This is a genomic window from Pseudoalteromonas ostreae, assembly GCF_018069805.1.
GTDB classification, from domain to species: Bacteria; Pseudomonadota; Gammaproteobacteria; order Enterobacterales; family Alteromonadaceae; genus Pseudoalteromonas; species Pseudoalteromonas ostreae.
On record NZ_JAGPYN010000002.1, the window covers coordinates 171,069 to 194,695 of the forward strand.

Annotated in this window: 16 protein-coding genes; 4 read left to right on the forward strand and 12 right to left on the reverse strand. The window is 41.0% G+C overall.

Annotated features, from left to right (window positions below):
• Positions 1–180: 180 nt before the first annotated feature.
• The 7 genes from J7338_RS02010 to J7338_RS02040 all read right to left on the reverse strand — a co-directional run bounded on the left by J7338_RS02010 (position 181) and on the right by J7338_RS02040 (position 7,890).
• Positions 181–1,356, reverse strand: a complete 1,176-nt coding sequence (locus J7338_RS02010; protein WP_210795157.1) for a phosphoglycerate kinase — start codon at positions 1,354–1,356, stop codon at positions 181–183.
• Between the two features lie 68 nt (positions 1,357–1,424).
• A complete protein-coding gene (epd, locus tag J7338_RS02015) occupies positions 1,425–2,441 on the reverse strand; it encodes an erythrose-4-phosphate dehydrogenase (RefSeq protein ID WP_210795159.1) in 1,017 nt (338 codons plus the stop codon).
• 371 nt (positions 2,442–2,812) lie between these two features.
• On the reverse strand, positions 2,813–3,436 hold the full coding sequence (locus J7338_RS02020) for a 3'-5' exonuclease (RefSeq protein ID WP_210795161.1): 624 nt from the start codon (positions 3,434–3,436) through the stop codon (positions 2,813–2,815).
• A 35-nt stretch (positions 3,437–3,471) separates the two neighbouring features.
• On the reverse strand, positions 3,472–5,310 hold the full coding sequence (locus J7338_RS02025; protein WP_210795164.1) for a DUF294 nucleotidyltransferase-like domain-containing protein: 1,839 nt from the start codon (positions 5,308–5,310) through the stop codon (positions 3,472–3,474).
• Positions 5,311–5,418: 108 nt separating this feature from the next.
• Positions 5,419–5,631 (reverse strand): transcription antiterminator/RNA stability regulator CspE, encoded by a 213-nt coding sequence (gene cspE / locus J7338_RS02030; protein WP_210795166.1) that lies wholly within the window; start codon positions 5,629–5,631, stop codon positions 5,419–5,421.
• A gap of 260 nt (positions 5,632–5,891) precedes the next feature.
• Entirely contained in the window at positions 5,892–7,616 is a 1,725-nt protein-coding gene (locus tag J7338_RS02035) for a sodium:solute symporter family protein (protein WP_210795168.1), read from the reverse strand.
• A 10-nt stretch (positions 7,617–7,626) separates the two neighbouring features.
• Positions 7,627–7,890, reverse strand: coding sequence for a DUF4212 domain-containing protein (locus tag J7338_RS02040; RefSeq protein ID WP_210795170.1), 264 nt, complete (start codon positions 7,888–7,890; stop codon positions 7,627–7,629).
• Positions 7,891–8,277: 387 nt separating this feature from the next.
• Between J7338_RS02040 and J7338_RS02045 the strand changes: the two genes are divergently transcribed.
• Positions 8,278–11,718, forward strand: a complete 3,441-nt coding sequence (locus J7338_RS02045; RefSeq protein ID WP_210795172.1) for a PAS domain-containing hybrid sensor histidine kinase/response regulator — start codon at positions 8,278–8,280, stop codon at positions 11,716–11,718.
• 144 nt (positions 11,719–11,862) lie between these two features.
• Here J7338_RS02045 and J7338_RS02050 read toward each other — a convergent pair whose 3' ends face one another.
• From J7338_RS02050 to J7338_RS02065, 4 genes are all read right to left on the reverse strand, one after another.
• A complete protein-coding gene (locus J7338_RS02050) occupies positions 11,863–12,456 on the reverse strand; it encodes an alpha-ketoglutarate-dependent dioxygenase AlkB (protein WP_210795174.1) in 594 nt (197 codons plus the stop codon).
• Between the two features lie 100 nt (positions 12,457–12,556).
• A complete protein-coding gene (locus tag J7338_RS02055) occupies positions 12,557–15,202 on the reverse strand; it encodes a DUF2339 domain-containing protein (RefSeq protein ID WP_210795176.1) in 2,646 nt (881 codons plus the stop codon).
• A gap of 261 nt (positions 15,203–15,463) precedes the next feature.
• Positions 15,464–16,786, reverse strand: coding sequence for a metallophosphoesterase (locus J7338_RS02060; RefSeq protein ID WP_210795333.1), 1,323 nt, complete (start codon positions 16,784–16,786; stop codon positions 15,464–15,466).
• A gap of 48 nt (positions 16,787–16,834) precedes the next feature.
• Positions 16,835–19,606 carry a TonB-dependent receptor gene (locus J7338_RS02065; protein ID WP_210795177.1) on the reverse strand — a complete coding sequence of 924 codons (2,772 nt, stop codon included), beginning with the start codon at positions 19,604–19,606 and terminating at the stop codon, positions 16,835–16,837.
• Between the two features lie 335 nt (positions 19,607–19,941).
• On the opposite strand from J7338_RS02065, the gene J7338_RS02070 reads away from it, so the two are divergent.
• The 3 genes from J7338_RS02070 to purU all read left to right on the forward strand — a co-directional run bounded on the left by J7338_RS02070 (position 19,942) and on the right by purU (position 22,812).
• Positions 19,942–20,862, forward strand: a complete 921-nt coding sequence (locus J7338_RS02070; RefSeq protein WP_210795179.1) for a GGDEF domain-containing protein — start codon at positions 19,942–19,944, stop codon at positions 20,860–20,862.
• Positions 20,859–21,899: an AraC family transcriptional regulator gene (locus J7338_RS21010; protein ID WP_210795181.1), complete on the forward strand. Its 1,041-nt coding sequence runs from the start codon at positions 20,859–20,861 to the stop codon at positions 21,897–21,899. The genes J7338_RS02070 and J7338_RS21010 overlap by 4 nt, the downstream gene beginning before the upstream one ends.
• Positions 21,900–21,981: 82 nt before the next feature.
• Positions 21,982–22,812 (forward strand): formyltetrahydrofolate deformylase, encoded by an 831-nt coding sequence (purU, locus tag J7338_RS02080; protein WP_182783733.1) that lies wholly within the window; start codon positions 21,982–21,984, stop codon positions 22,810–22,812.
• Positions 22,813–22,888: 76 nt separating this feature from the next.
• Here the strand turns inward: purU and J7338_RS02085 are convergent, their stop codons facing one another.
• Positions 22,889–23,542: a response regulator transcription factor gene (locus tag J7338_RS02085; protein ID WP_145235295.1), complete on the reverse strand. Its 654-nt coding sequence runs from the start codon at positions 23,540–23,542 to the stop codon at positions 22,889–22,891.
• Between the last annotated feature and the right edge of the window lie 85 nt (positions 23,543–23,627).

Sequence of the window (23,627 nt, forward strand, 5' to 3'; positions counted from 1 at the left end):
TCGAACGGAATAGTTGAGTTCGGTACAATCACTGCACCTCGATAGTATTGGCTCTTACCAAAGCTACCGTTATACAAAATCAGCGATTAAATAAGGGTGAGAGGTATTTAACATCTGATCACACTCAGTGTAGTTAACAGCCTAAACTAACGATTGCTAACTACATTGAGTAAACGCTAATTACTTAGCGCGTTGTTCAAGCATAGCAACTGCTGGTAATTTTTTCCCTTCTAAAAACTCAAGGAAAGCACCACCGCCAGTTGAAATATACGAAATTTTATCGGCAATGCCGTATTTATCAATCGCTGCTAACGTATCACCGCCACCAGCTATTGAGAACGCATTTGAATTAGCGATTGCTTGAGCAATAGCACGGGTGCCATTACCAAACTGGTCAAATTCAAATACACCTACAGGACCATTCCATACAACAGTACCTGCATTAGCAATAATTTTTGCAAGTTTGCTCGCTGTATCTGGGCCAATATCAAAAATCATATCTGTGTCTGTTACTTCGCTAACATCTTTTAATGTTGCAACGGCTGATTCTGAAAACTCATTGCCAACAACCACATCAGTAGGTACTGGTATTTCACCATTATTACTTTTAGCAGCCGCACTTAGCTTATCTGCTTCATCAATTAGGTCAGCCTCGTATAATGACTTACCAACTGGGTAGCCTGCCGCAGCAATAAAGGTATTTGCAATACCGCCACCAGTGACTAATTGATCAACAATCGTTGAAAGTGAATCAAGTACTGTTAGTTTAGTTGATACTTTAGAGCCGCCCACAATCGCCACTAATGGACGAGCTGGGTTATCAAGTGCTTTACCTAATGCCTCTAATTCAGCCGCCAATAGTGGGCCTGCACAAGCAACATCTGCAAATAAACCAACGCCATGGGTAGACGCTTGAGCACGATGAGCTGTACCAAATGCATCCATTACATACACATCACATAATGCAGCAAGCTTTTTAGATAACGCTTCGTCATCTTTGCTTTCGCCAACATTAAAGCGTACGTTTTCAAAAACCACCACTTCATTATCAGCAATTTCAACGCCATTTAAGTAATCTTTTTCAAGACGTACATTTTGTTCAAGTGCTTCATTAAGGTAATCAACAACTGGCGCTAAAGAAAACGCTTCATCATATTCCCCTTCCGTAGGGCGGCCTAGGTGTGACATAACCATTACTTTAGCGCCTTTTTCAAGGGCTAATTTAATACTCGGTAATGCAGCACGAATACGTGCATCTGAGGTCACTTTACCTGCTTTTACTGGTACATTTAAATCTTCACGAATTAACACGCGTTTGCCGTTTAAATCTAAACCCGCCATATTTATGACCGACATGGACTTCTCCTTAGTTAACGATACTTTCTTGAAATATATAGGTTTTATTTTTAGTTTTGAAATTTCTATTATTGACTTACCGCCATCATAACTCGTGCGGTATCGAGCATTCGATTAGCAAATCCCCACTCATTATCACACCACACTAACAACTTTATCAGTCGTTTATGACTGACTCGTGTCTGCGTGCCATCTATAATACAAGAATGTGGGTCATGATTAAAATCAATCGAGACCAATGGCTCTTCTGTATAACTTAAGATACCTTCTAAACGGTCTCTCGCTGCGGCTTTTAATACTTTATTCACTGCATTTAAATCAACATCAGCGTTGACTGTCACGCTCAAATCCATCGCAGTAACATTGATAGTCGGCACACGTACTGCAATGGCTTCAAAGCGGCCATGGAACTTAGGTAAAATACGCTCAATACCACGAGCTAATTTAGTATCTACAGGAATAATCGACTGACTCGCAGCGCGGGTACGACGTAAATCATGATGATAAGCATCAATTACTTGCTGATCGTTCATCGACGCGTGAATAGTTGTAATCGCACCTGATTCAATACCAAAGGCATCATCTAGTACTTTGATCACTGGTACTATACAGTTGGTAGTACATGAGCCATTAGAGACAATCGTATGTTCAGCGAGTAGTTCATCATCATTAATACCATAGACAATTGTGGCATCAACATCCGCATCTGCAGGCTGAGAAAATAAAACTTTCTTTGCGCCAGCATCAAGATGTAATTGCGCATGTTCACGAGAGTGATACACCCCAGTACACTCTAAAACCACGTCAACATCAAGTAACTGCCACGGTAATTCACGCGGATTTTGTTCCGCAAATAAAGCTATTATATCGTCCGCTACCGATAAGGTGTCTTCACCTAAAAGAACTGGAAACGCAAAACGGCCATGAGACGTATCATATTTAAGAAGATGAGCGATCCCTTGAGGATCAGCAAGTTCATTAATCGCAACAATTTTGATCTCGTCGCTTAAGCCCGATTCATAAAGAGCACGAACAATATTTCGACCAATTCTACCAAAACCATTGATTGCAAGTTTGATTGCCATAAAGAAGAAAATCCACTCTAGTTGCTTGCAGATAAAGGCCACCTGCCTTTTAGATGCGGGTATTGTAATCGACCTTTGCCTTGATTATAAGAGGGAAGGTTAAATAAATGCTTTAAGCCTGTTTTTGATGGTGTAATTTCACTAAAATGCCAGCTAAAGATGGCAGTCCCTTTTAAGAAGTTACAACGATGATGATAAGTGCCCGTAAAAAACCCAACCTATTGGTTTAAAAGTAATTTATACTGTGTTATTGATTTTAACAATAGAACCACTCTTATTGGCAATTAATGCCTTGCCTAAATCGCCTTTAATTCCAACGACGCTCGTATCTTTAGATGGCTTGGACATATGATTAACACCGAATTAACACATCAAACCAACGCAGCCAATTTTAATTCCTTACCACGACTTATTTGATGACATTGTGCCAGCAACAATTCTGCGGTCGCCATAGCATCGGTAAGGGCATGATGAGTACTGTAATAAGGTAACTCATAACGCGCCCGACAAGCGCCAAGAGTTAAATCATCCAAGCCAATTTCGTGCCCTTGGTGATGTAAGCGTTTTTTTTCAATATGAAAAGTATCGAGTATCAATTTAGGTTGTATCGTAATACCGTGAGTTTGAAATGCTTGCTTTAAAAATCCCCAATCTAGTGTGGCATTATGAAACACTAAGATAGCATCCGAAAAATGTGCGCTTAGTGCAGCTAAAATAGCCGCTAATTTTTGCCCTGTTGCGACATCTTGCAGGGAAATACCGTGATATACAGGGCTTTGCTCAAGGCGTTGTACATCTTTATTAATTGTATGCTGCGCCTGACTTAATTTAATACATTGGTTGTCTATCAACAGCCATGCAATCGAGACAATTTCATGCTGTTTTGGATCAAGCCCTGTCAGCTCTAAATCAATCACTATATAGCGCTGTACTAGTGCATTTTGAGCAAGTAATTGCTTACGCGCAAAATAGCGACTCAACCAACGTTTAACCACTTAACTTGTCACTTTATTCACAGCAAAACACATAGTTATAAACTCCCACGAGCAAACTTAAATGCCGCCGCTTGTTGTGCGAGCTTAAGTAAATAGAAGGCTTCTTTTAATTGGTGACGTTCAAGGGAGTTTAGTTTATCCGGGTTAATACAGTTGCTAGGTAACCCTTCTTCGTTTATTTGCGTGCGCAAACGCAACTGAGTTAAAAACCGCCAGCAATCTTTCAAGTTATATACATCGTGATTACTTAATAATGAATGTTTCAACAATGCATCTAAGCGCTCTTGGGTATTCGCACGGCGTATTCCTGCTTTTAACGCATATAGACGAACAATATCATTGATGATCACCACGCCACGCTTTTTCAAATCGATGTATTTATGCTGTTTAGCATCTTTTTCGAGTTTAAACTGATTAAATAAACCAATTGGCACTGAGTTAGATTTAATATCGGTTGCCATCGCCGCGTAAAATAATTCGTTGTGAGAAATACGGGTTAACTGCTCACAAAATGCGGTGTAAAGCGCTGTTGAGCCTTCAATAAAGCGTAAATCAAAAAATATTTTACAGTTAAGCATAGCCTGTGGTGTTGGACTTTTTATCCAAGTAAAAAACTTTTCACACCAATCAGATATACTCATTCTACACAATTCACTGCTGGCCATAATGTTACCAGGACAGCGTTTAATACCGCACTCAACCAACTGTTCGCAAACAAACTCCCCCATCCGGCGGTAGTAATCTTGATGTTGCTCACTTAAGTCATCAGGCAGTAATAAGCCGTTATCTTGATCAGAATGCAAGGTTTGCTCTTCACGCGCTTGAGAGCCAAAACAAATAAAGCTAAAACTGGTCGGCGCCGCTCCGTACTCTTCTTGGAATAAATATATTAGCCGTGAAGTTAACGCATCAGTTAAGCCACTGAGTAATTTACCTATCAACGATATATCATCTATATTATGAGAAAAGCTCCGCAATAATTTAGGTACTTCTGCCGCATAACGCTTTAAATCTGCGACACTATGAGCTTTATAAATACGGCCAATTAATTGAACGGGATCGCTCTTTTGTTGGCGTAATAAATCGGTACTGGTGATCATGCCCAATGCTTTATGGTGCTCATCCAATACTGGTAAATGATGAATATTATGTTTAAGCATTAAATGCAACGCCGAAAACACCCGATTGTTTTCAAAAATAAATTTTGGTTTAGCACTCATGATTGTCTGAATAGCGTGCTTAGGATCGATTTCATCGGCTAATACCCGGTTGCGTAAATCGCGATCTGTAACTACACCAACTAAGCGCTCAAATTCTGTCACCATAATCGACGAAACGCCGTGCTCTTTCATTTTTTTAGCTGCTTGGCGAATGCTTGCATCAGGCGACAAAGTGACCGCTTTACGTGACATCAGTTCAGATATTTTACGTTCAGACCAACTATCGTTTTGGCTTTTATAATGTGAAGAAAGCAGCCGATTTGCATGCGCGCGCACAAAATACTGCTCAAACGCTTTATATTCACGGCGCAAGTAGTCGAAAGCATCTTGGTTGAGCATATAAACAATGCCTTCTTTTTGCACTGCTAAATGGTTTTGAATTGCTTCTCCGGTTAATAACGAAGGAAAACCAAAATAATCGCCTTGTGCCAAACGGGTGATCACATCACCTTTAGCATCCACTAAGTCATACAAACCAGAACGAATTAAAAACAGTTTAGGTGACTCGGATTGCAGCCATTGTGTTTGGTTTTCACGAGTCAGATAAATAACATCTAGGCGCTTTACAAAATAATCCGTAGCACTGTTATCAAGGTGACTAAAAGGGGTTTGTGCCAGCACAAACTGGGCGACTTCCTGTTGCTCATGATTCATCTTGTTACTCGCAAAAAACAATTGTATAGCTACTGTAATGCTACCAGAACTAAATAAAAAGCCCGACTTAAGTCGGGCTTTTTCATTTAGTAAATAAAGACGCTAAGATTATATTGTTCTAACATTAGATGCTTGTGGGCCTTTTTGACCTTGTTCAACTTCGTAAGAAACTTTTTGGCCTTCAGCTAACGTTTTGAAACCTTCAGATGCGATTGCACGAAAATGAACAAACACATCAGCGCCGCCATTATCCTGAGTAATAAAACCAAAACCCTTCTCTTCATTAAACCACTTTACTACTCCAGTTGTTGAACTAGACATAATGTATTCCTTTATATTTGATTAATAAAATTGACGCTGTATATCGTACTTTATACCCAATTAACAAATGCGCTACTGAACATAAATAAATTTTAATATTTACCTGCCCCGCGTACCCGCAACAGAGCCAAACGACACGATGTGAATTTAATATTAACAGGTACATATATATTGTAAACACATGCATTAACCTTAATATAAAAAGCCCGACTTAAGTCGGGCTTTTGGGTATATCAATTATTAACTGAGTATCTGCGTTGTTAGTGAGCATGTGCTTCACTAGAACCTTTCGGGTTACGAATACCTTCAACCATTTGTTGTATTTCAACCGGAGTTTCGGCAGTAAATTTCACTACAATTGCCGCAACTGCAAAATTAACAATCATCCCTACTAAGCCAATACCTTCTGGCGAAATACCTAAGAGCCAATGCTCAGGATTATTTAGCTCAGGGCTGACAAACTTGAAGAAAATGATGTAAGCAGCAGTAAAGGTGATACCTGTTACCATGCCTAAAACCGCACCTTCTTTGTTCATCTTCTTGGAGAAGATACCCATGATGATCGCAGGGAAGAAACTTGCAGCAGCTAAGCCGAATGCAAATGCCACCACCGACGCCACAAATCCAGGCGGGTTAATACCAAAGTAAGCGGAGATAACAATCGCAACCATGGCCGCCAACCTCGCTGCGAGTAACTCTTGTTTATCGCTAATATCTGGTTTTAAAGTTCGCTTGAGTAAATCGTGCGATACCGAGGTCGAAATAACTAACAGTAAGCCTGCGGTTGTTGATAGTGCAGCAGCAATACCACCGGCCGCGACTAGCGCTACGACCCACGCTGGTAAGTTAGCTATTTCGGGGTTAGCAAGTACCATGATGTCGCGGTCAACGTTAACTTCATTAGCGCTATTTGGATCATCAATTTTACCTGCGGTGTAGAACATTTTGCCATCACCGTTTTTATCATTAAAAGTGATTAAACCTGTTCTTTCCCAGTTTTTGATCCATGCAGGTGCCTGTGCATATTCAGTCCCGCTACCATCTTTACCGTTAATGGTATCAATCATGTTAACACGGGCAAATGCGGCTACCGCTGGCGCGGTTGTGTAAACAATAGCAATGAACACTAATGTCCACGCTGCTGAAATACGCGTATCTTTAACGCGTGGAACAGTGAAAAAACGTACGATTACATGAGGAAGACCAGCAGTACCGACCATTAATGCACCTGTAATAGCAAACACATCAATCATACTCTTAGAGCCTTCGGTGTATTGAGCAAAACCCAGTTCAGCACTTAACCCGTCAAGCTTATCAAGTACATACATGCCAGAGCCATCACTTAGCGTAGCACCGAAGCCAGTTTGCGGAAAGAAGTGACCTGTCATCATCATTGAGATAAAGATTGCGGGTACTAAGTAAGCAAATACCAATACGCAATACTGTGCTACTTGGGTATAAGTAATGCCTTTCATGCCTCCGAGTACCGCATAAAAGAAAACGATAACCATACCAATGTAAACGCCCGTTTCAATTTCAACTTCTAAGAAACGTGAGAATACAACGCCGACACCACGCATTTGCCCTGCAATATATGTAAAACAAATGAAGATGGCACACAAAATTGCTACTAAACGAGCGGTGCGAGAATAGTAGCGGTCGCCGATAAAATCAGGCACAGTAAACTTGCCGAATTTACGTAAGTAAGGTGCTAAACACATGGCAAGTAGTACATAGCCACCTGTCCACCCCATTAAGTAAACGCCGCCATCATACCCTGCAAAAGAGATGATACCCGCCATTGAGATAAATGACGCTGCACTCATCCAGTCAGCGGCTGTTGCCATACCATTTGCCAGAGGCGGAACACCACCACCTGCTACATAAAATTCTTTTGTTGAGCCTGCTCGGGCCCAAATTGCAATACCGATATAAAGCGCAAAGCTCAGCCCGACAATTATAAACGTGAGTGTTTGAACATCCATTGCTTAGCTCCTATTCATCTACGCCGTATTTTTTATCTAACGTATTCATTTTGAAAACGTATACAAAAATCAAAACTACAAAGGTGTAAATCGCGCCTTGCTGGGAGAACCAGAAGCCAAGTTTAAACCCAAAGAAACGCACTTCATTAAGTACGTCAGCCAGTAATATGCCAAACCCAAACGACACGACAAACCAAACTGCTAATAATTTAAACAGCAGTGAAATGTTTTCCGCCCAATAAGCTTTTGCTTGTTCTTCATCTTTAAAAGCCATTTTTATTTCCTCTTTAACATCTATAAAAGGTGATGTGGTTTTTATTATCTTCACCAGCCAATTTAGCAACACAGCCTTAACATTGAATTGAGACCATAGTCGTAACAGCAGATTAACGTTTACGTAAACTGTAAGGCTCTTTTTATTAAATTAAGGTAAAAAACATTAATTATCATAATGTTAAATATACACACTGAATAGTTTTAACTATTCACCTAGGTTATGTTGCAGCCCTGCGACATTAGTCTAATAGATCTAAAAAAAACAAATTAACAATAAATATCAAACAGATAGAGATAGTTACATGTTCAATATAAAAATAGACAGCTCAAAATAGTGAAAACTTCTGGTATGGTGTGCAATCACAAAATAATAATTGAATAAAACATGACTGCTGCACTGATTTTTGTCGCTTTAGCGTACATTGGCATCTTGTTTTGGCTAGCAAACTGGGGTGATAAAACCACAGCACTGGCCAAACGAATTAGCCACCATCCTTTTGTCTACTCGTTTTCTTTGGGTATTTACTGTACATCGTGGACTTATTACGGCTCAGTGGGTACAGCAGCCACCAGCAGTTGGAGCTATTTACCAATTTTACTTGGTCCTGCATTGTTGTTTTTTTTCGGACAAGGTTTTTTACGTAAACTAGTGCTGGTGAGTAAAAAACAAAATATCACCACCATTGCCGATTTTATTTCTGCCCGTTATGGCAAACGTCAAACCACCGCTATTATGGTGACGATGATTGCGCTACTAGCAACCATTCCTTATATCGCCTTACAACTAAAAGCACTGAGCAACAGCTTCTTATTACTACAAAGTGACAATAAAATATCGGGGTCAATGGTCGCGCTTTCCGCCACCTTGATCATGGCAATGTTCGCAATATTTTTTGGCACCCGTAAAGTTGATGTAACCGAATACCGTTCAGGATTAATGCTGGCAGTCGCATTTGAATCAATGATCAAACTACTGGCACTTGTAGCTGTGGCGGCTTTGGCTGTGTACACCTTGTATAATTTACCCAGTGCTAATGAAGGACAAATAAAAGAATCTTTATGGCAACATTGGAATAATTTTAACTTTTTGAGCTTTAACTTTATTGGCCAATCATTAATGGCCGCTGCTGCTATCATCTGTTTACCACGGCAGTTTCACGTTACAGTGGTTGATAACCAAAACAAACGCCACCTATTTACCGCTCGTTGGGCATTTCCACTGTATTTACTGCTGACTGCTGCAATGATTTTACCAATAGCCACCGCCGCTATTCATCCACAGATTGGCAATAGCTTCTCTCCCGATAGTTTTGTATTAGCACTACCATTAATGAATAACAATGTATTACTGACCACCTTTGTATTTATTGGCGGAATATCCGCAGCGACTGCGATGATTGTGGTTGCCACTTTGACGCTCAGCACTATGATCTCAAATGATGTAGTATTACCGTTAATGCTACGGCGTAAATTCAAACGCAACCTGATCACCAACAGCTATAAGCCACAAATATTACTGGTAAGGCGTTTTACCATCGCTGGGATTTTGATCTTATCGTATTTTTATCAGCAATGGTTTGGTCACGGCAAAGCACTTGCCAGCATGGGGTTAGTTGCATTTTCTTTGGTAACGCAATTATTACCCGCTATTGTGGGCGGCCTATACTGGCGCAAAGGTCATGCCTACGGTGTTTATGCTGGTTTATTAGCGGGTCTGATCTGCTGGATACTGTTTTTAATGCTGCCTATACTCGATGCTGGCAATACCCTTGATGCAGAGTTACAGCAAACGTTGATCACCCGCGGCACCTTGATTGCTTTATTTGCCAATATCGGCTGTTATATTAGTTTTTCACTGGGAGCTGATGAGCGCTTAATTGATAAAATTCAAGCTGCGGCATTCGTTAATCCCAAGGAGCAAGCTGCACTTGCAAGACGTTTAAACAAAAACGTCAAAGCCACTGTATACGATTTTAAAGTACTGCTACAAACCTTTTTAGGGATTCAACGCAGCCAACAAGTCCTCTCGCATTTTTCGCTAACACATAAACTTGATGATAATAATACGCACCCAGATCCTGAGTTTATAGCTTACTGCGAACGTGCTTTAACGGGCGTATTAGGGGCATCTTCTGCACAAGCACTTATCCATACCGTAGCATCAGGTAAACGCATGGCATTTGAAGAAGTAGTTAACTTTTTTGATGAAACTACTCAAGCCCTGCAATTTAATCAAAATCTACTCTACACCTCACTGGAAAACCTCAGTCACGGTATTTCAGTTGTTGATAAAGAACTTAACCTAGTGGCATGGAATAAACGCTACGCAGAAATGTTTAACTACCCAACTGGTTTTTTAGAAGTAGGCCAACCAATTGAAGACATTATTCGTTATAACGCTGAGCGTGGTGAATGTGGCCCCGGTGAAATTGATCGTCAAGTAGATAAACGCGTACAACATTTAAAAAATGGTAGCTCACATCACTTTATTCGCCACCGTCGCAATAGCCAAGTGTTTGAGATGATTGGTAATCCACTGCCTGATGGCGGCTTTGTTACTAGCTTTTCAGATATCACCACCCACATTGCCACGCAAAATGCGCTCGAAGAAGTCAATATGGACTTAGAAAACCGCATTGAAGCGCGCACCCAAGAAATTCGCACCATTAACAAAGATCTCGAAGCACAAATAGAAAGCCGCGTACAAACTGAGCAAGCACTCACTTTAGCAAAGCGCGAAGCAGAGCAAGCTAACGACAGTAAAACCCGCTTTTTAGCCTTGGCAAGTCACGACATTTTACAGCCACTCAATGCCGCCCGACTCTACCTTGCCGCAATTGATGAAAAATCCCTTGCTGATATCAATATCAACAACTTCGAAAAACTTGGCGCGAGTCTCGATTCAACCGTGCATTTAATGTCAGCATTATTAGAAATAGCCAAACTAGAGCAAGGTGCAATGACACCCACCCCGCGTCATTTTAGCATTGACGATATTCTCGCACCGCTGCGCAACGAGTACGCCATTTTATCAAGCGAGAAAGGCCTGAAGCTCACGGTGCGCAGCGGGCAACATATTGTCCACAGTGATATCACCTATTTACGACGAATTGTGCAGAACTTAGTATCAAATGCGGTTAAATACACGAGTACGGGCAAAGTTTTAGTAGCATGTCGTAAACGCAAGCATCACTTGCGTATTGAAGTATGGGACACTGGCTCTGGCATTAGTGAAGTAGAGCAAACCAAAATATTTAACGACTTTTACCGCGTAGAAGCCTCAGATAACAAAGGCGTTGGCTTAGGGCTTAGCGTTGTAAAACGTATGGTTGATTTACTTTCAATCCGCTTAGATGTGCGTTCAACGCCTCAAAAAGGCAGCTGTTTTAGTATCGAAATACCATATGGTGAAAGCCAGTTTGTGCAACAAAAACTCGCAACCAGCAGCTTGTTTGAAGAGCGTTCTGCTATGAATATCATTGCCGTTGACGACGATCCTGAAAACCTTAATGCCATGGCCAGCTTATTGCAAAAGTGGCAAGCTAATTATCAGTTATTCGACCAAGTTGACAACGTGCTAGAGTACGCACATACACACAGCGCTCCGGATGTTATATTAATGGATTACCAGCTTGGTCATGAACACGATGGCATCAGCTTAATTAAAGCTCTACGAGAGATTTGGCAAGCCAATGTACCCGCTATTTTGATCACCGCAGTGCGCGACGTAGAGTTAAAGCAAGCCACCAAAGCAGAGGATATTCACTATTTATCAAAACCGATAAAACCAGGGAAATTAAAAGCACTGCTTAATCACAGTACATGAGGTTAAAAAGTGTCGATTGTAGGTGCTAAATGCTAAGTTAGAAAATTACAAGAATAATAAATAGTATCCATCTGCCACACTTTTTAAGGTTAATGGATACTGCTCCAAACCTTTTTAATAATACTAAACCTTGTAGCTAAGTACTCATTTTTTGGGCCAAAAAAACTGCCTAAATGAGATATTAAATCTGGGACTGGTTACATTTTCCGCACTTGCCAAAGCATGCTGGTACATATCTTGAAAACCCTGGCCCATAATCAAAAGTGAGCCATTTTCAAGTGTAACACTATGCTGATCTTTGCTGTTATTTGCACTGCGGATTAAAAACTCACGCTCTGCACCTAAGCTTATTGAAGCAATAATATCAGTGGGGCCAAAAGCAGGTAGATCACTATGAAAGCTTAAGCTTTCTGCCCCATCGGGGTAATAAAGGCACACAGCAACACTAAATTCAACTCCAGTAAGCTCGGCTATCTGCTGCTGCAATTGGCTTAAAAGAGGAAACCAAATAGCGCGTCGACCATGATATAAAGGAAAAAGTTGAGACTGCTCTAATTTGGGATCTAAAAAAATCATTCGCCAAGGACAAATTTTCACCTCATTACCATCGGGCATTTGCATGAGTTCAGGTTGAGTAAGATCGAAGTGTGACGTTAACCAGTCATACATCGCACGACTTTGAGAGCGAGACATAAATTGTGAATGATAATGTGCGTCGCAATTTAATGGTAGCTTCATCCATAAACTCCTTAAATAATAATACTTACCCTAGCTAAAGCTTAGTGGTTTACATCTAAAATAAACATTAGCTTCAAAACTCATAATGTTGCAGCTGATATTATTCGGCTTTACTCCTCAGCTTTTGGAACAACCAGCTCAAGCAGACCAGAGATAGCCCTAAACCAATAAATGATACAGCTTTGAGCAAGCCAGTTAGGCTTGCCATATCAATTAAGAATACCTTCACTATCACTGCACCAAGAATGCCTAAGCCGACTTTTTGTAGTAGTAATTGTTGTTTTAAATGCCCGGTAATGACCACCAACGCACCAAGTAATAACCAAATGATCGAATAGCTGTATAGCTCGGCGTCACTGGTCGCTTTATCAAGATAAATGAACCCGCCTTGCCAATATTGGCGAATAAGTGTGTTGATGGCAAACACGGCTAATAAGCCTGATACGCTCAGTACTATTTGGCTAAACTTAGCATTAAGTGATTTAACTAATTTAGCCAACCACAGTGTAAGCATACTTGGTAGGAGCCAGGTTAATAACAGCCAATTAAATAATGGCATGTCACCAACGTAAAGGCGTATAAAGAGTGGATTTTCATATAATGTTATACTTATCAACAACAAGCCAGCGAGTCCCGCAAGTGCAAGCCCTGCAATGCGATAAAGTTTACCCAGTTGCCCTGCGCTGTGTGACCGATGCAAATAAACGCAGCCAAGTGCTAACCAATTACAACTGAGTAATACCTGCTCATAAAAGCTTAAAGAAGTAAGCTGTGGATAATGCCCGACTAGTTGATAGCTGGTTTCGGTGGTGATAAATAATGCTAAGCAATGTAATGCAGCCCCTTCGAGCCAAATTTTCATATCTGTTTGTTGCCACTGTTTTGCGGCAAACCAAAATAACCCAACCGCTGATGGATACACAATTGCGCTCCAATGCATTGAAAGTATGGTTAGATCAAAATAATGTGCCGTCCACGGTGCAAAGGTTAGTCTTGCCAGCACCACAGCCACCAGCACTTTAATAGGCCAATACGGCATAGGTACAGCATGGCGTTTCACCAGATAGCTAATAACTAACACTTGAGCAGCCAGTGCGAGGGTTAACCCGCTATCGGCTAATAACATAGTTAAACAAAGAGTTATATTAGCATTAGCACCAACCCAATAACTAAACTGCTGCCATTGAGTGTGAGCTGTTTGTGCGCGTTTAATTAATACACCACTCGTTACTAGCAACAATACACTCCATAGCGGATACGCAACGCCTAAGCCTTGCTCGGGTGTTATGGTGTAGAGCGTTGCAATTAAGGTAAACACACTAAACGCAGCCACTAAATGAAACGTTAAACGTTTATAGTAACGCGCGCCAAAATAAAGCCCGTATAGACAAAGCCCAACCGCGAGTAATAACCCTACGCCATGCATTTGCTTAAATACAAACAAATGATCTTTGCTATCAACACTATAACGTTGTTGACTGAGGACCAATAATACCGCAACGACTAGCGCCACACCTTGCCAAAGATCCCAACGACTATTTTGCAGCACTAAAAATAACAGCATGACGATTAAACACACCATCACAATTTGCCATTGTAAGCTCACCGCCTCTGTCACTATCGTCAGCAGTAAAGGAATCACTATTGCTAACAGTAGCGAATGATCCGGCTGTAATTTTAATAATCGCTGTAAACTATGCGGGCGATACTCTAATAAACGCAAAGTTAAACCTAATCGTGCAATAGCAATTAAACCAATAATAGAGAGCAGTGCAAAACCACCAACAATCCAATATTGCTGCGTATTAATTACACTCAGTGCCACCCAATACCAGCCAATATGCCCAGCCCATAGTAAATACCACAACCAATTACGTTTTACCTTTTGCGCCACTAGTACCGCAGCAAAAGTGATAAAGCCAATGTACATAAGTAAAGCAGCTAAATTACCGCTGCCAGTATTAACCCAAATCGGCACGCTGTAAGCGCCAACTATACCAAGCACTGCCAATAAGGGCCCTAAACGCAGCGCCATAGAGCTTGCAGCCAGTGCAATTACTGCCAGCATCACAAATGCCACAGTTGGGCTGAACATCGCATAGCTTGAGTAAGCTAATAACGTTAAAGCAAAGCAGCTAATAAACCCGCCACCTGCAAGTGCTGCAGGCACGTAATTATTAAAGCCTTCGAAGACAATACCTTTTCTATGTAAATACTCGGCACCGGCAATTAATGAAACACCAAATAAGCCCCCTATGGTGAGTCGTAAGCTTGGTGATAACAAGCCGGCATCAAGACTGTATTTTGCTAAAAATATACCACCAAAGGCCAGCGCGATACCGCCAATCCAGGTCATCCAATTTTCTTGGAACTGGGTTTTTAATTTACTAAAGAAAATATCAACAACTGAAGAAGAAGCTTGTTTCGGATGAGACGTCGTCTTTGCAATTGATGCGGTGCTTGCATAATTTTTTGCTGGTGGATGCTGATGTAAAGTAGCCTCAGCTTGGGATGATCGTTCTAGCGCAACCGGAGGCTCAGCTTGCGGCTCAGTTATATCAGCAGCAATGTCTCGCGGCACTTGATGCTGCCCGGTATTGCCTGTCATAACTCCACGCTGTTGTTTTTTTAACATCGCAATATCTTGCTTTAACGTACTTATTTGCATTAAAGCAATAAGACCGGCAATAGAGCCTGCAACTACAACTAACGATAAAATGACTATGAGCCCTAAAATATCGTCCATTTTTCAATCCTTGGCTACTTTTAATACTCCCTTATAACGTAAACGCTTGTGAATATAAATATATAAAACTTCAACAGCTGGACGATTGAGTCAATTGTGTAACTAGTTTATTTTACACAGCCGGTAACTACGCACGCTAAAATCACTTTGTCGCGGTATACATACTCGATACTCACTGTAAAGCGAACTTCTAAACGAACACAATTTCATCCTAAAATGAAAAAACAGCACCGCAGCACTGTTTTTTCATATTTTAAGTGTTTAGCGAGTACGTTTAGAAAAACTAAAACTACCTTCATCAATAATACTGCCAGTTAAATCTCGTGGCGTGGTATAAAAGCTCACATCAAGCTTATTGGCTTGATTATCCAAACTGATGTGACTAAACCCCCATACAAAGCTTTTTGACCAAAGCAAATCATATTCTGGATATTGGCGTTCTTGAAACTGTGCAAACGGAGTGTGTTTACCACGCATTTTAGACGCAGCGCCAGAAATGATCAGCGGCAATTTGCCAACGCTATTACCGGTATCAAACTTAGAGCAATCATCGGTTAGTAACTCTAAGTCATGCTCGTGGCCGGCAATATAACCATCTGCATATTTGCAAAGCGTTGGCATTAGTAATTTACGCAGTACGTGACCTTCACTATATTTAGTGCCCCCAATTGACCATAAAATATGATGTCCATAAACCAGTTTCCATTTAGCAGTCGAGTTTGCAATGCCTTGTTTAAGCCATGTAAGCTGAGCTAGGTCTTCATCGTTTTGTGGCCCTTCATGGGGGTCATGTACTTCAAGATCTGCGCGGCCATCACGTATTGCTTGTTGCTCATCTGTTTCGCTGCCATCTGGGTTTAGCGGCACATCATAATAACTTTGCCCTGCCAGTAACATATTAGTATCGAGCACAAAAAATTCTACATCGTTACCCGGCTCACCCATTTTGTAGCTATAGTAGCCTTTTTCGTCTAGGTGAAAGTTCGCTTGCTCTGCCATCCATTGCGTTTGTACCGCTACGCCTTTGCGCGAGCTTTTCCAATCATGATTACCTAATGCGGAATACACCACTAAATTAGGCTCAGCTTTAAATAATGGCTCAAGCGGCGCATACACTAAGTCGTGTAAACGTTTTTGGTCATCTTTACCATCATTAGCATCGGCACCATCAGGGTATACGTTATCACCGAGCTGAATAGCAAATTGGCACGCTTTTGTTTCACACAATTTTGCCATTGCGATCCCCACAGCCTGAGCGCCCCCTTGCTCTGTAGCAATCTCAGTGCCTGGATAAATATATATTGGAGCATGGTCAAATTCATCACGAGGGCGATAATCTTCTAACCAATCAGCAAACTCTGCGGCTATAAACTGTTGCTTGTTTTTAGGGTTGGTTATGTGTTTAGTTTTTGGATAGTCAACATGATAACCACCATCACCAAAAGCTAAAAATTCAATCTTGTCGGAGGCTTTTTTACTGGTACTTGCGACGTCAGTACTGCTTTGTTTGTTACTTTGAGCTGTGCAACCCACCGTTGCTAAACATGCGGTTAGTGCAATATACAAAATAGTTTTATTAATCATAATATCCTCAACAATGAGCCTACTGTTAAGCAGGCTCATATGTTCACCTTACAAAGAAGAAAAAGTAAAACCTAGCTCAAATGTACGACCGTAAGATTCGTACTGGTAGTTGTAACGTTTTTCGCCGTGGTACAAGTACATTGGCTCATCTGTTAGGTTGGTGGCATTGAAATACACGTTGATATTATCGTTTAAGTAATATTTACTGCTGAAATCCAATTGCATGTGGCTATCTTCATAAACCGCCATATCAGCATCATCAAACTGGAAACTCTCACTCTTATATGATGTGCTTAAACGAGTGCTAATAGCATGATTTTCAAAACCCACAATGATATTTGCCACTGTGTCTGCTTGATTTGGTAATTTTTCATCCGCATCAATAAAGGTTCCGTTTGCACCAAGCACAAATCCTGATTTAAAGGTTTTGTTCCAGTTTAGCTCGATCCCCGTTAATGACGCTTTACCGCCATTAACCATTTGCACTACTTCGTCAAAACCATCCCAATCACCGTTATCTTGTACTTCTTGTTGAATAATAAAGTTGTCGATGTCTTTATAGAAAACACCGGCAGATAACACCCCAATGGAACCTGGGTAATATTCGATTGATGCGTCTAAGTTCATTGATTCATAAGGGGCGAGACCGGGATTACCGACTTCAGCTTTACGCTCGGTAACCATTACGCCTTCATCTTCAACTGTTTCAGTTTCAATTAATTGGTAAGCGGCCGAATCGCTAAAGGTTGGCCGCGCGATAGTATTGGTGTAAGCAAAACGGGTCACTAGTTTATCGCTGATGTTATAGCGTAAATTTAAGCTTGGTAAAAAGTAGTCATAATCTTTACTTACTTGCCAAGGCGTGGTGGTAACAGTTTCTGTATCACTTACTTTATCGACTACTAAGTCAACTTGGTTACCTTGCGTTTCAAACTCAGTTCCTTCATAACGCACGCCCGCGACAACATGTAACTTATCAATATCCATGCTAACCATCGCATAAGCGGCGGTAATATCTTCATTACTTACATAACTTTGACCATCAGATTCAACTTGTGACTCATTACTATTGAAAGCAAACGCCTCTTTATTTTTTCTCACAAAGGCTTGAATCGCACCGCGATCAAGGCCCGGTCCAAAACGTCCCAAATCAAAGTCAGGTTCAGGCGCGGTAAAGTCGCTACCAAGAGCATCTAAAAAGTCGCCATCATAAATAGCAACCTTTACATCATTACGCTTTTCGCGATCTTGATGTTTGAAACCAAACTTAAATTCACCATTATTATTTTGCCACACAAAATCACGGCTGAAATCGAGTTTAAAGCTAAGCTCTTCGTCTTCACTAAGGTTATTGGCCGCTTCAATTTTATCCATCTCAAACAGGCTTAAATCGTGGGCATTAGTCGATTGGCTTAATGATGGAGTATCAACGCGCGCAATGTAGCCCATATCAATATCTTTACCAGCAAAGGTTACATCTAAGCGGTTTGGCTCTTTTTCTTCTGATTTAGAATAACCAACATTATATTCAACAAACCAATTATCTAATTGATTTTCACCACCAAGTACCAGTGAAAGAATACTTTGTTCTTCATAACGGTCTTTGGTATCGCGGTCCATTTCTGCACCACTAAAGTTTGCACCGCTCTCGTTGCTATCTAATAGTTTGCCATCGCTAAACTTATACTCATTTCGTTGGCGATACTCATCATCAGAAAAGTCACTATATAGTGTGCGTAAATAATATTTATCAGTGGCGCCGCTGTGTAAGTCTAAATTAAGTGCTGCACCTAAACGCTCACGGGTAATTTGATACTGGCGTTGCTCAATTTCTTCAGCGCCAAATAATGAGACCTTGTCGCCAGTTGCAGCATCTTCAACATCAAATTCACTCCACCCACCGTCAGTCTCCATATTACGTGAACCAAAATCACGCTTAAACCACGAAATAGCTGTTGCTACACCTAGATCAAGACCACCATCAAGCTCATAAACATTAGTGTAACTACCTGAAAGCTTCGGGCTAGTTTTTGACTCTAATTCGTTATATGAGCCCTGTGCAGTAAAACTATAGCTCTCACCGGCTTTATCAAAGGCACTTAAGCTTTTTACTTCGATAGAGCCACCAATAGCACTGGCATCCATGTCTGGGGTAACAGTTTTACTTACTTCTAAACTTTGAATTAGTTCACTTGGCAATACATCCATCGCCACAGAGCGAACACCCGCCTCAGGCGACGGCACATTTAAGCCATTAACCGTAACGTTATTTAAATTAGGATCAATACCGCGAATACCAACAAACCGCCCTTCACCTTGGTCGCGAGCGATAAAAATACCCGGTAAACGCTGTAATGCTTCTGCTGCGTTTTGATCAGGGAACTGGCCAATCGAGTCAGCACTGACTACCGATTTTAAATTAGTTGCGTTTTTTTGACGGTTAATTGCGCCTGCTTGACCGGCACTTTGGCCATAAACAATGATATTGTCGATGGCTTCTTGTTGCTCACCAATAATAATTTGTTGTGTAAAAACTTGTGAATCAACCACCGTTATTTTTTGCTCTACCGATGGTGCGCCAATGTAATCAACCACTAAGGTGTAGTCACCGGCAGGTAGCTTATTAAACGAAAACGAGCCATCGCGGTTACTAACGGTATTTAAGTTTAATTCTTTAACCGATACTTTCGCACCACCAAAATACACACTTTGGCTGGCATCTGTAATACGTCCTTGCACACGGCCATCGGCGAGGGCTGGGGTCGCATATAAAATGCCACAACACGCTAATGCAATACTCGATTTGATAAAAGGGTTCATAATTGTTCTCTTGGTTGCTGCTAGTGATTTTAATTATTTACTTGGCCATGCTTGACTTACAGCAACACCCTAAGGGGCAATCATGAAAGAAATATGTCAGTACCCGTTACACCCTTGATAATTAGCCGTTGTATGAGCATTTTAAGTAGTTAAATACGGCAAAATGAGCTGATTTGACCCCCTGTTTTTGTGGTTTTTTAATTCAAAAATCAACAATAATCCGTTTGAAAAGTTGCCACCGTAAAAAATATGTCATCACAGTGAGCTAATCTGACCCTAGTGGTGTTTAAGCTGTTTGCTTATTCTGCCTATCAAATATACCTATTGAGCTGACAATGAATTTATCGTTTTTAAAATTACATCGCTCATTACTGCTTATCTTAGTGGTGATGTTAACCAGCGTATTAATCCTGACACTTAGCTACGGCCACTACAAAGGCCATAGCCAGATCGATTGGTTTGATGTAGGTGGCGAAGGCGGTATTACTGCCATGACCCTGCTGTGGATCTTTTTTATTCTATTAAGTAGGCCAAAGGGACGAGTAACTAACTTATTATTCTCAGGCCTTGCGATTATGAATCTATCGATGACGCTCGATTTTATTGATGAATTTGTATATTACAGCGATGAACAAGCATGGCTGAGTACCATTGAATCTATTCCCGCACCATTTGGGATGATTTTAATGACCATGGCTTTGTATCATTGGCACCAAGAGCAAATGACCATTAATCAACAATTACGTAATCGCGAGCGCTTTTATCGAGAGCATCAACTCAGTGATGCTATCAGCGGTCTAGCTAGCGCCGATTATATGAAAAGCCAGATCAACCGCGAGCTAAATTTGCTCCACCATAGCCTGCATGGGTTTTCATTACTGATGTTAGATATTGCTCAGTTTGATCGGTTTAATCGTCAATTTGGTGATGCTGAAGGCGATAAGCTGTTACAAGAGTTTGCTCAAGTGATCACCTTGAATGTGCGTGAACAAGATTTAGTCTGCCGTTACGCCAGTGATTGCTTTATTGTCATGTTGCCCAATACCGAACTCGCTGTCGCAGAGCAGCTAAGCGTATCGTTAGTCAGTGCTTTAGAAGCGTTTTCGTTTAATAGCAGCGATAAAGCAGTGAGCTACAAACAAAAAGTACACACTAGTTTAGTAGCCGCAACACACCGTGATTCTACCTCAGGTTTACTCAGTCAATTGCATCAAAAATTACTAACGAACAAAAACTTACATGGACATACTGCGTGAATGCAAGCCTTAGCAACAGCAGTTATATCGACTCTCCTTATCAAGGTTTACAGTCATGGGCGGCGCAATTAGTTGATTTAGCCAAACACCGAGGGGTACACCCTGATAAGTTACTCAAAGGAACTCGATTATTTTATCAAGATTTTGCAGCTGGAACGGCTTCGATCAGTGTTGAGCAATTTTATCGATTACAAGAAAACTGTCGTCAATTTGATAATCAACACCAACTCAGTTTTTTACTAGGGCGAAAACTACTTAATCACAATCCGTTATATAGCGCATTTTCTCAAGCAGAAAGTTTACGCACACTGCAAAAACTACTCACACGCACTCCTTTGCATGGCTTTAACTTATTTAATGCCGAACATAAATACCACCAAGGCCGACATTACTTCATTATCAACCTCAGCTTTGGGGCTATAAATGCAGCCGTTGAACAATTTTGCTGCGAATTATTTGCCAGTTTTATCGCTGCAACATGTAAATGGCGAATAGGTAATAACAGTGATTTATGTTTTTCGTTTCCCTATGCGCAGCCCTCACACATAGAGCAATATCAAACTAACCTACAAGCCAACTGCAAGTTTTCACAACAATTATTTATGGTCAGTATTAGTGATGAACTTTATAACAAACACTTAATAGATAGCTGTCCGAGCCTGCTGCAGCAATCATTAGCAACCATAAAGCAGCACCCTTTACCCGCTGCGCCTTGGTTGCAATTAGTGCGCAATCATATTAGTGCTCAACCACAACAAAACCTCGAAACAGTTGCCCAGTATTTCGCTATGAGCCCCGCCACTTTTAAGCGAAAACTAAAACAACATCATACTCGTTTTAGTGCCTTGCAAGATTGTATCAATCGCCAAACCGCGGTGTTTAATATCGCCACTTTAGCGCAAAGTAACGAAACCCTAGCAGGCGAACTTAACTTTAGTGACTTAACTAACTTTCGCCGCGCCTTCAAACGCTGGACGGGGACGACTCCCAGTAACTTGCGTTGTCAACTTAATTACTCCGAGCAAGGTGATTTATAGTCAATCATTCAATAAAGCCCTTGCTATTGTGACAAATTAACAAATAATGGAGCCACTGTTCACGGGATTAGAATGAGGAAAAATGAACACGATACTAACCACGCAATGTGCCGATGATGTCGGCTTAATAGCGAAAATCACCGGGCTTTGTCATCAGCATAATTTAAATATTACCCGCAATAATGAATTTGTAGATAAAGATGCTCAGCGCTTTTTTATGCGCACTGAACTAACGGGCCAACCACATCCTGATTTTTTAAATCAATTACAGGCTTTGTTACCCGATGGTGCGCAATTAGCACTGCACACTGACGAGAAAACTAAAGTGGTGTTATTAGCGACTAAAGAAGCCCACTGCTTAGGGGGCGTATTGCTAAAGCAATTTGAGCAAGCACTGAATATTGAAGTATTGGCTGTGATTGCTAATTACCCTGACTTAGCGCCATTGGCAAAAGGCTTTGATGTGCCGTTTCATGTGGTCAGCCATGAAGGGCTATCACGCGCTGAACACGACCTGCAAGTAGGTGACTTAATTGCCAGCTACAATCCCGATATCATTGGCCTTGCCAAATATATGCGGATTTTAAGCCCTGAATTTGTAGGCCGTTTTGACGGTAAAATTATCAATATTCATCATTCATTTTTACCAGCTTTTATCGGTGCAAAACCATATCATCAGGCATTTGAACGAGGAGTTAAGATCATTGGTGCAACTGCGCATTTTGTTAATAATGAGCTCGATGAAGGGCCGATTATTATGCAAGACGTCACCCATGTAAACCATGCAAACACTGCTGAAATGATGGCCAAAATGGGCAAAGATGTAGAGAAAACAGTGTTTTGTAAAGCACTGCAATTAGCATCAGAACATAAGCTATTTATTAATGGTAATCGAACCGTTGTATTTAGCTAGGCTCTAGAAATAGATTCGAATGAAGAGGCGCAACGCCTCTTTATTTTTATTATTATTGACTACTTTTATACTGTACTTAGTGTGTTTGCTCGATAGGTTCGAGTTGTAATTTTGCAGCTATCAACACCGCTTGCGTGCGGTTATACACGCCAAGCTTACGGAATATCGCGGTGATGTGCGCTTTGATCGTTGCTTCTGAAATATGTAGTTCATAAGCGATCTGTTTATTCAACAAACCTTCGTGCAAATACTGCAGCACTTTATATTGCTGTGGGGTAAGGGAGGCTACTTGAGCGGCGATTTCTTTATCTTCATTGGTAACGCTCGCTACTTTGTCTTTAAGCTCGGGTGGTAGCCATACATCGCCATCGAGTATTTGATTAATTGCTCCGGCAATATCATCTGATGATGATGACTTAGGAATGAATCCCATCGCCCCGTAGCTCATTACTTTTGAAACAATATTGATATCTTCACTGCCAGAGACAACAGCTATTGGCAAACTTGGATAATCTTCACGAATGCGAATTAGGCCATATAAATCACCACTGCCAGGCATGTGAAGATCTAGTAGTAAAATATCTAAATCTTCTTGCTCGCTCAGCACTTGCAATGTGGTTTCAAAATTTTCAGATTCAAAAACTTCTAAACCATCAAACTTTGCCGTTAATGCCCCTTTTAATGCTTCGCGAAATAACGGGTGGTCATCCGCTATTAAAAACTGACTCATGGTTCACTCCTAATGAATTCGGCTGCCATCTATTGAATAGCTGACAGCCGATATACTACGTTTAGAATCAACTTCTAATCAAGTT

Coding starts and splice junctions, on each gene's coding strand:
- purU (WP_182783733.1), top strand. CDS start 21,982: ATGAACACGATACTAACCACGCAATGTGCCGATGATGTCGGCTTAATA.
- J7338_RS02055 (WP_210795176.1), bottom strand. CDS start 15,202: ATGGACGATATTTTAGGGCTCATAGTCATTTTATCGTTAGTTGTAGTT.
- J7338_RS02010 (WP_210795157.1), bottom strand. CDS start 1,356: ATGTCGGTCATAAATATGGCGGGTTTAGATTTAAACGGCAAACGCGTG.
- J7338_RS02085 (WP_145235295.1), bottom strand. CDS start 23,542: ATGAGTCAGTTTTTAATAGCGGATGACCACCCGTTATTTCGCGAAGCA.
- J7338_RS02040 (WP_210795170.1), bottom strand. CDS start 7,890: ATGGCTTTTAAAGATGAAGAACAAGCAAAAGCTTATTGGGCGGAAAAC.
- epd (WP_210795159.1), bottom strand. CDS start 2,441: ATGGCAATCAAACTTGCAATCAATGGTTTTGGTAGAATTGGTCGAAAT.
- J7338_RS02060 (WP_210795333.1), bottom strand. CDS start 16,786: ATGATTAATAAAACTATTTTGTATATTGCACTAACCGCATGTTTAGCA.
- J7338_RS02070 (WP_210795179.1), top strand. CDS start 19,942: ATGAATTTATCGTTTTTAAAATTACATCGCTCATTACTGCTTATCTTA.
- cspE (WP_210795166.1), bottom strand. CDS start 5,631: ATGTCTAGTTCAACAACTGGAGTAGTAAAGTGGTTTAATGAAGAGAAG.
- J7338_RS02050 (WP_210795174.1), bottom strand. CDS start 12,456: ATGAAGCTACCATTAAATTGCGACGCACATTATCATTCACAATTTATG.
- J7338_RS02045 (WP_210795172.1), top strand. CDS start 8,278: ATGACTGCTGCACTGATTTTTGTCGCTTTAGCGTACATTGGCATCTTG.
- J7338_RS02025 (WP_210795164.1), bottom strand. CDS start 5,310: ATGAATCATGAGCAACAGGAAGTCGCCCAGTTTGTGCTGGCACAAACC.
- J7338_RS02035 (WP_210795168.1), bottom strand. CDS start 7,616: ATGGATGTTCAAACACTCACGTTTATAATTGTCGGGCTGAGCTTTGCG.
- J7338_RS02065 (WP_210795177.1), bottom strand. CDS start 19,606: ATGAACCCTTTTATCAAATCGAGTATTGCATTAGCGTGTTGTGGCATT.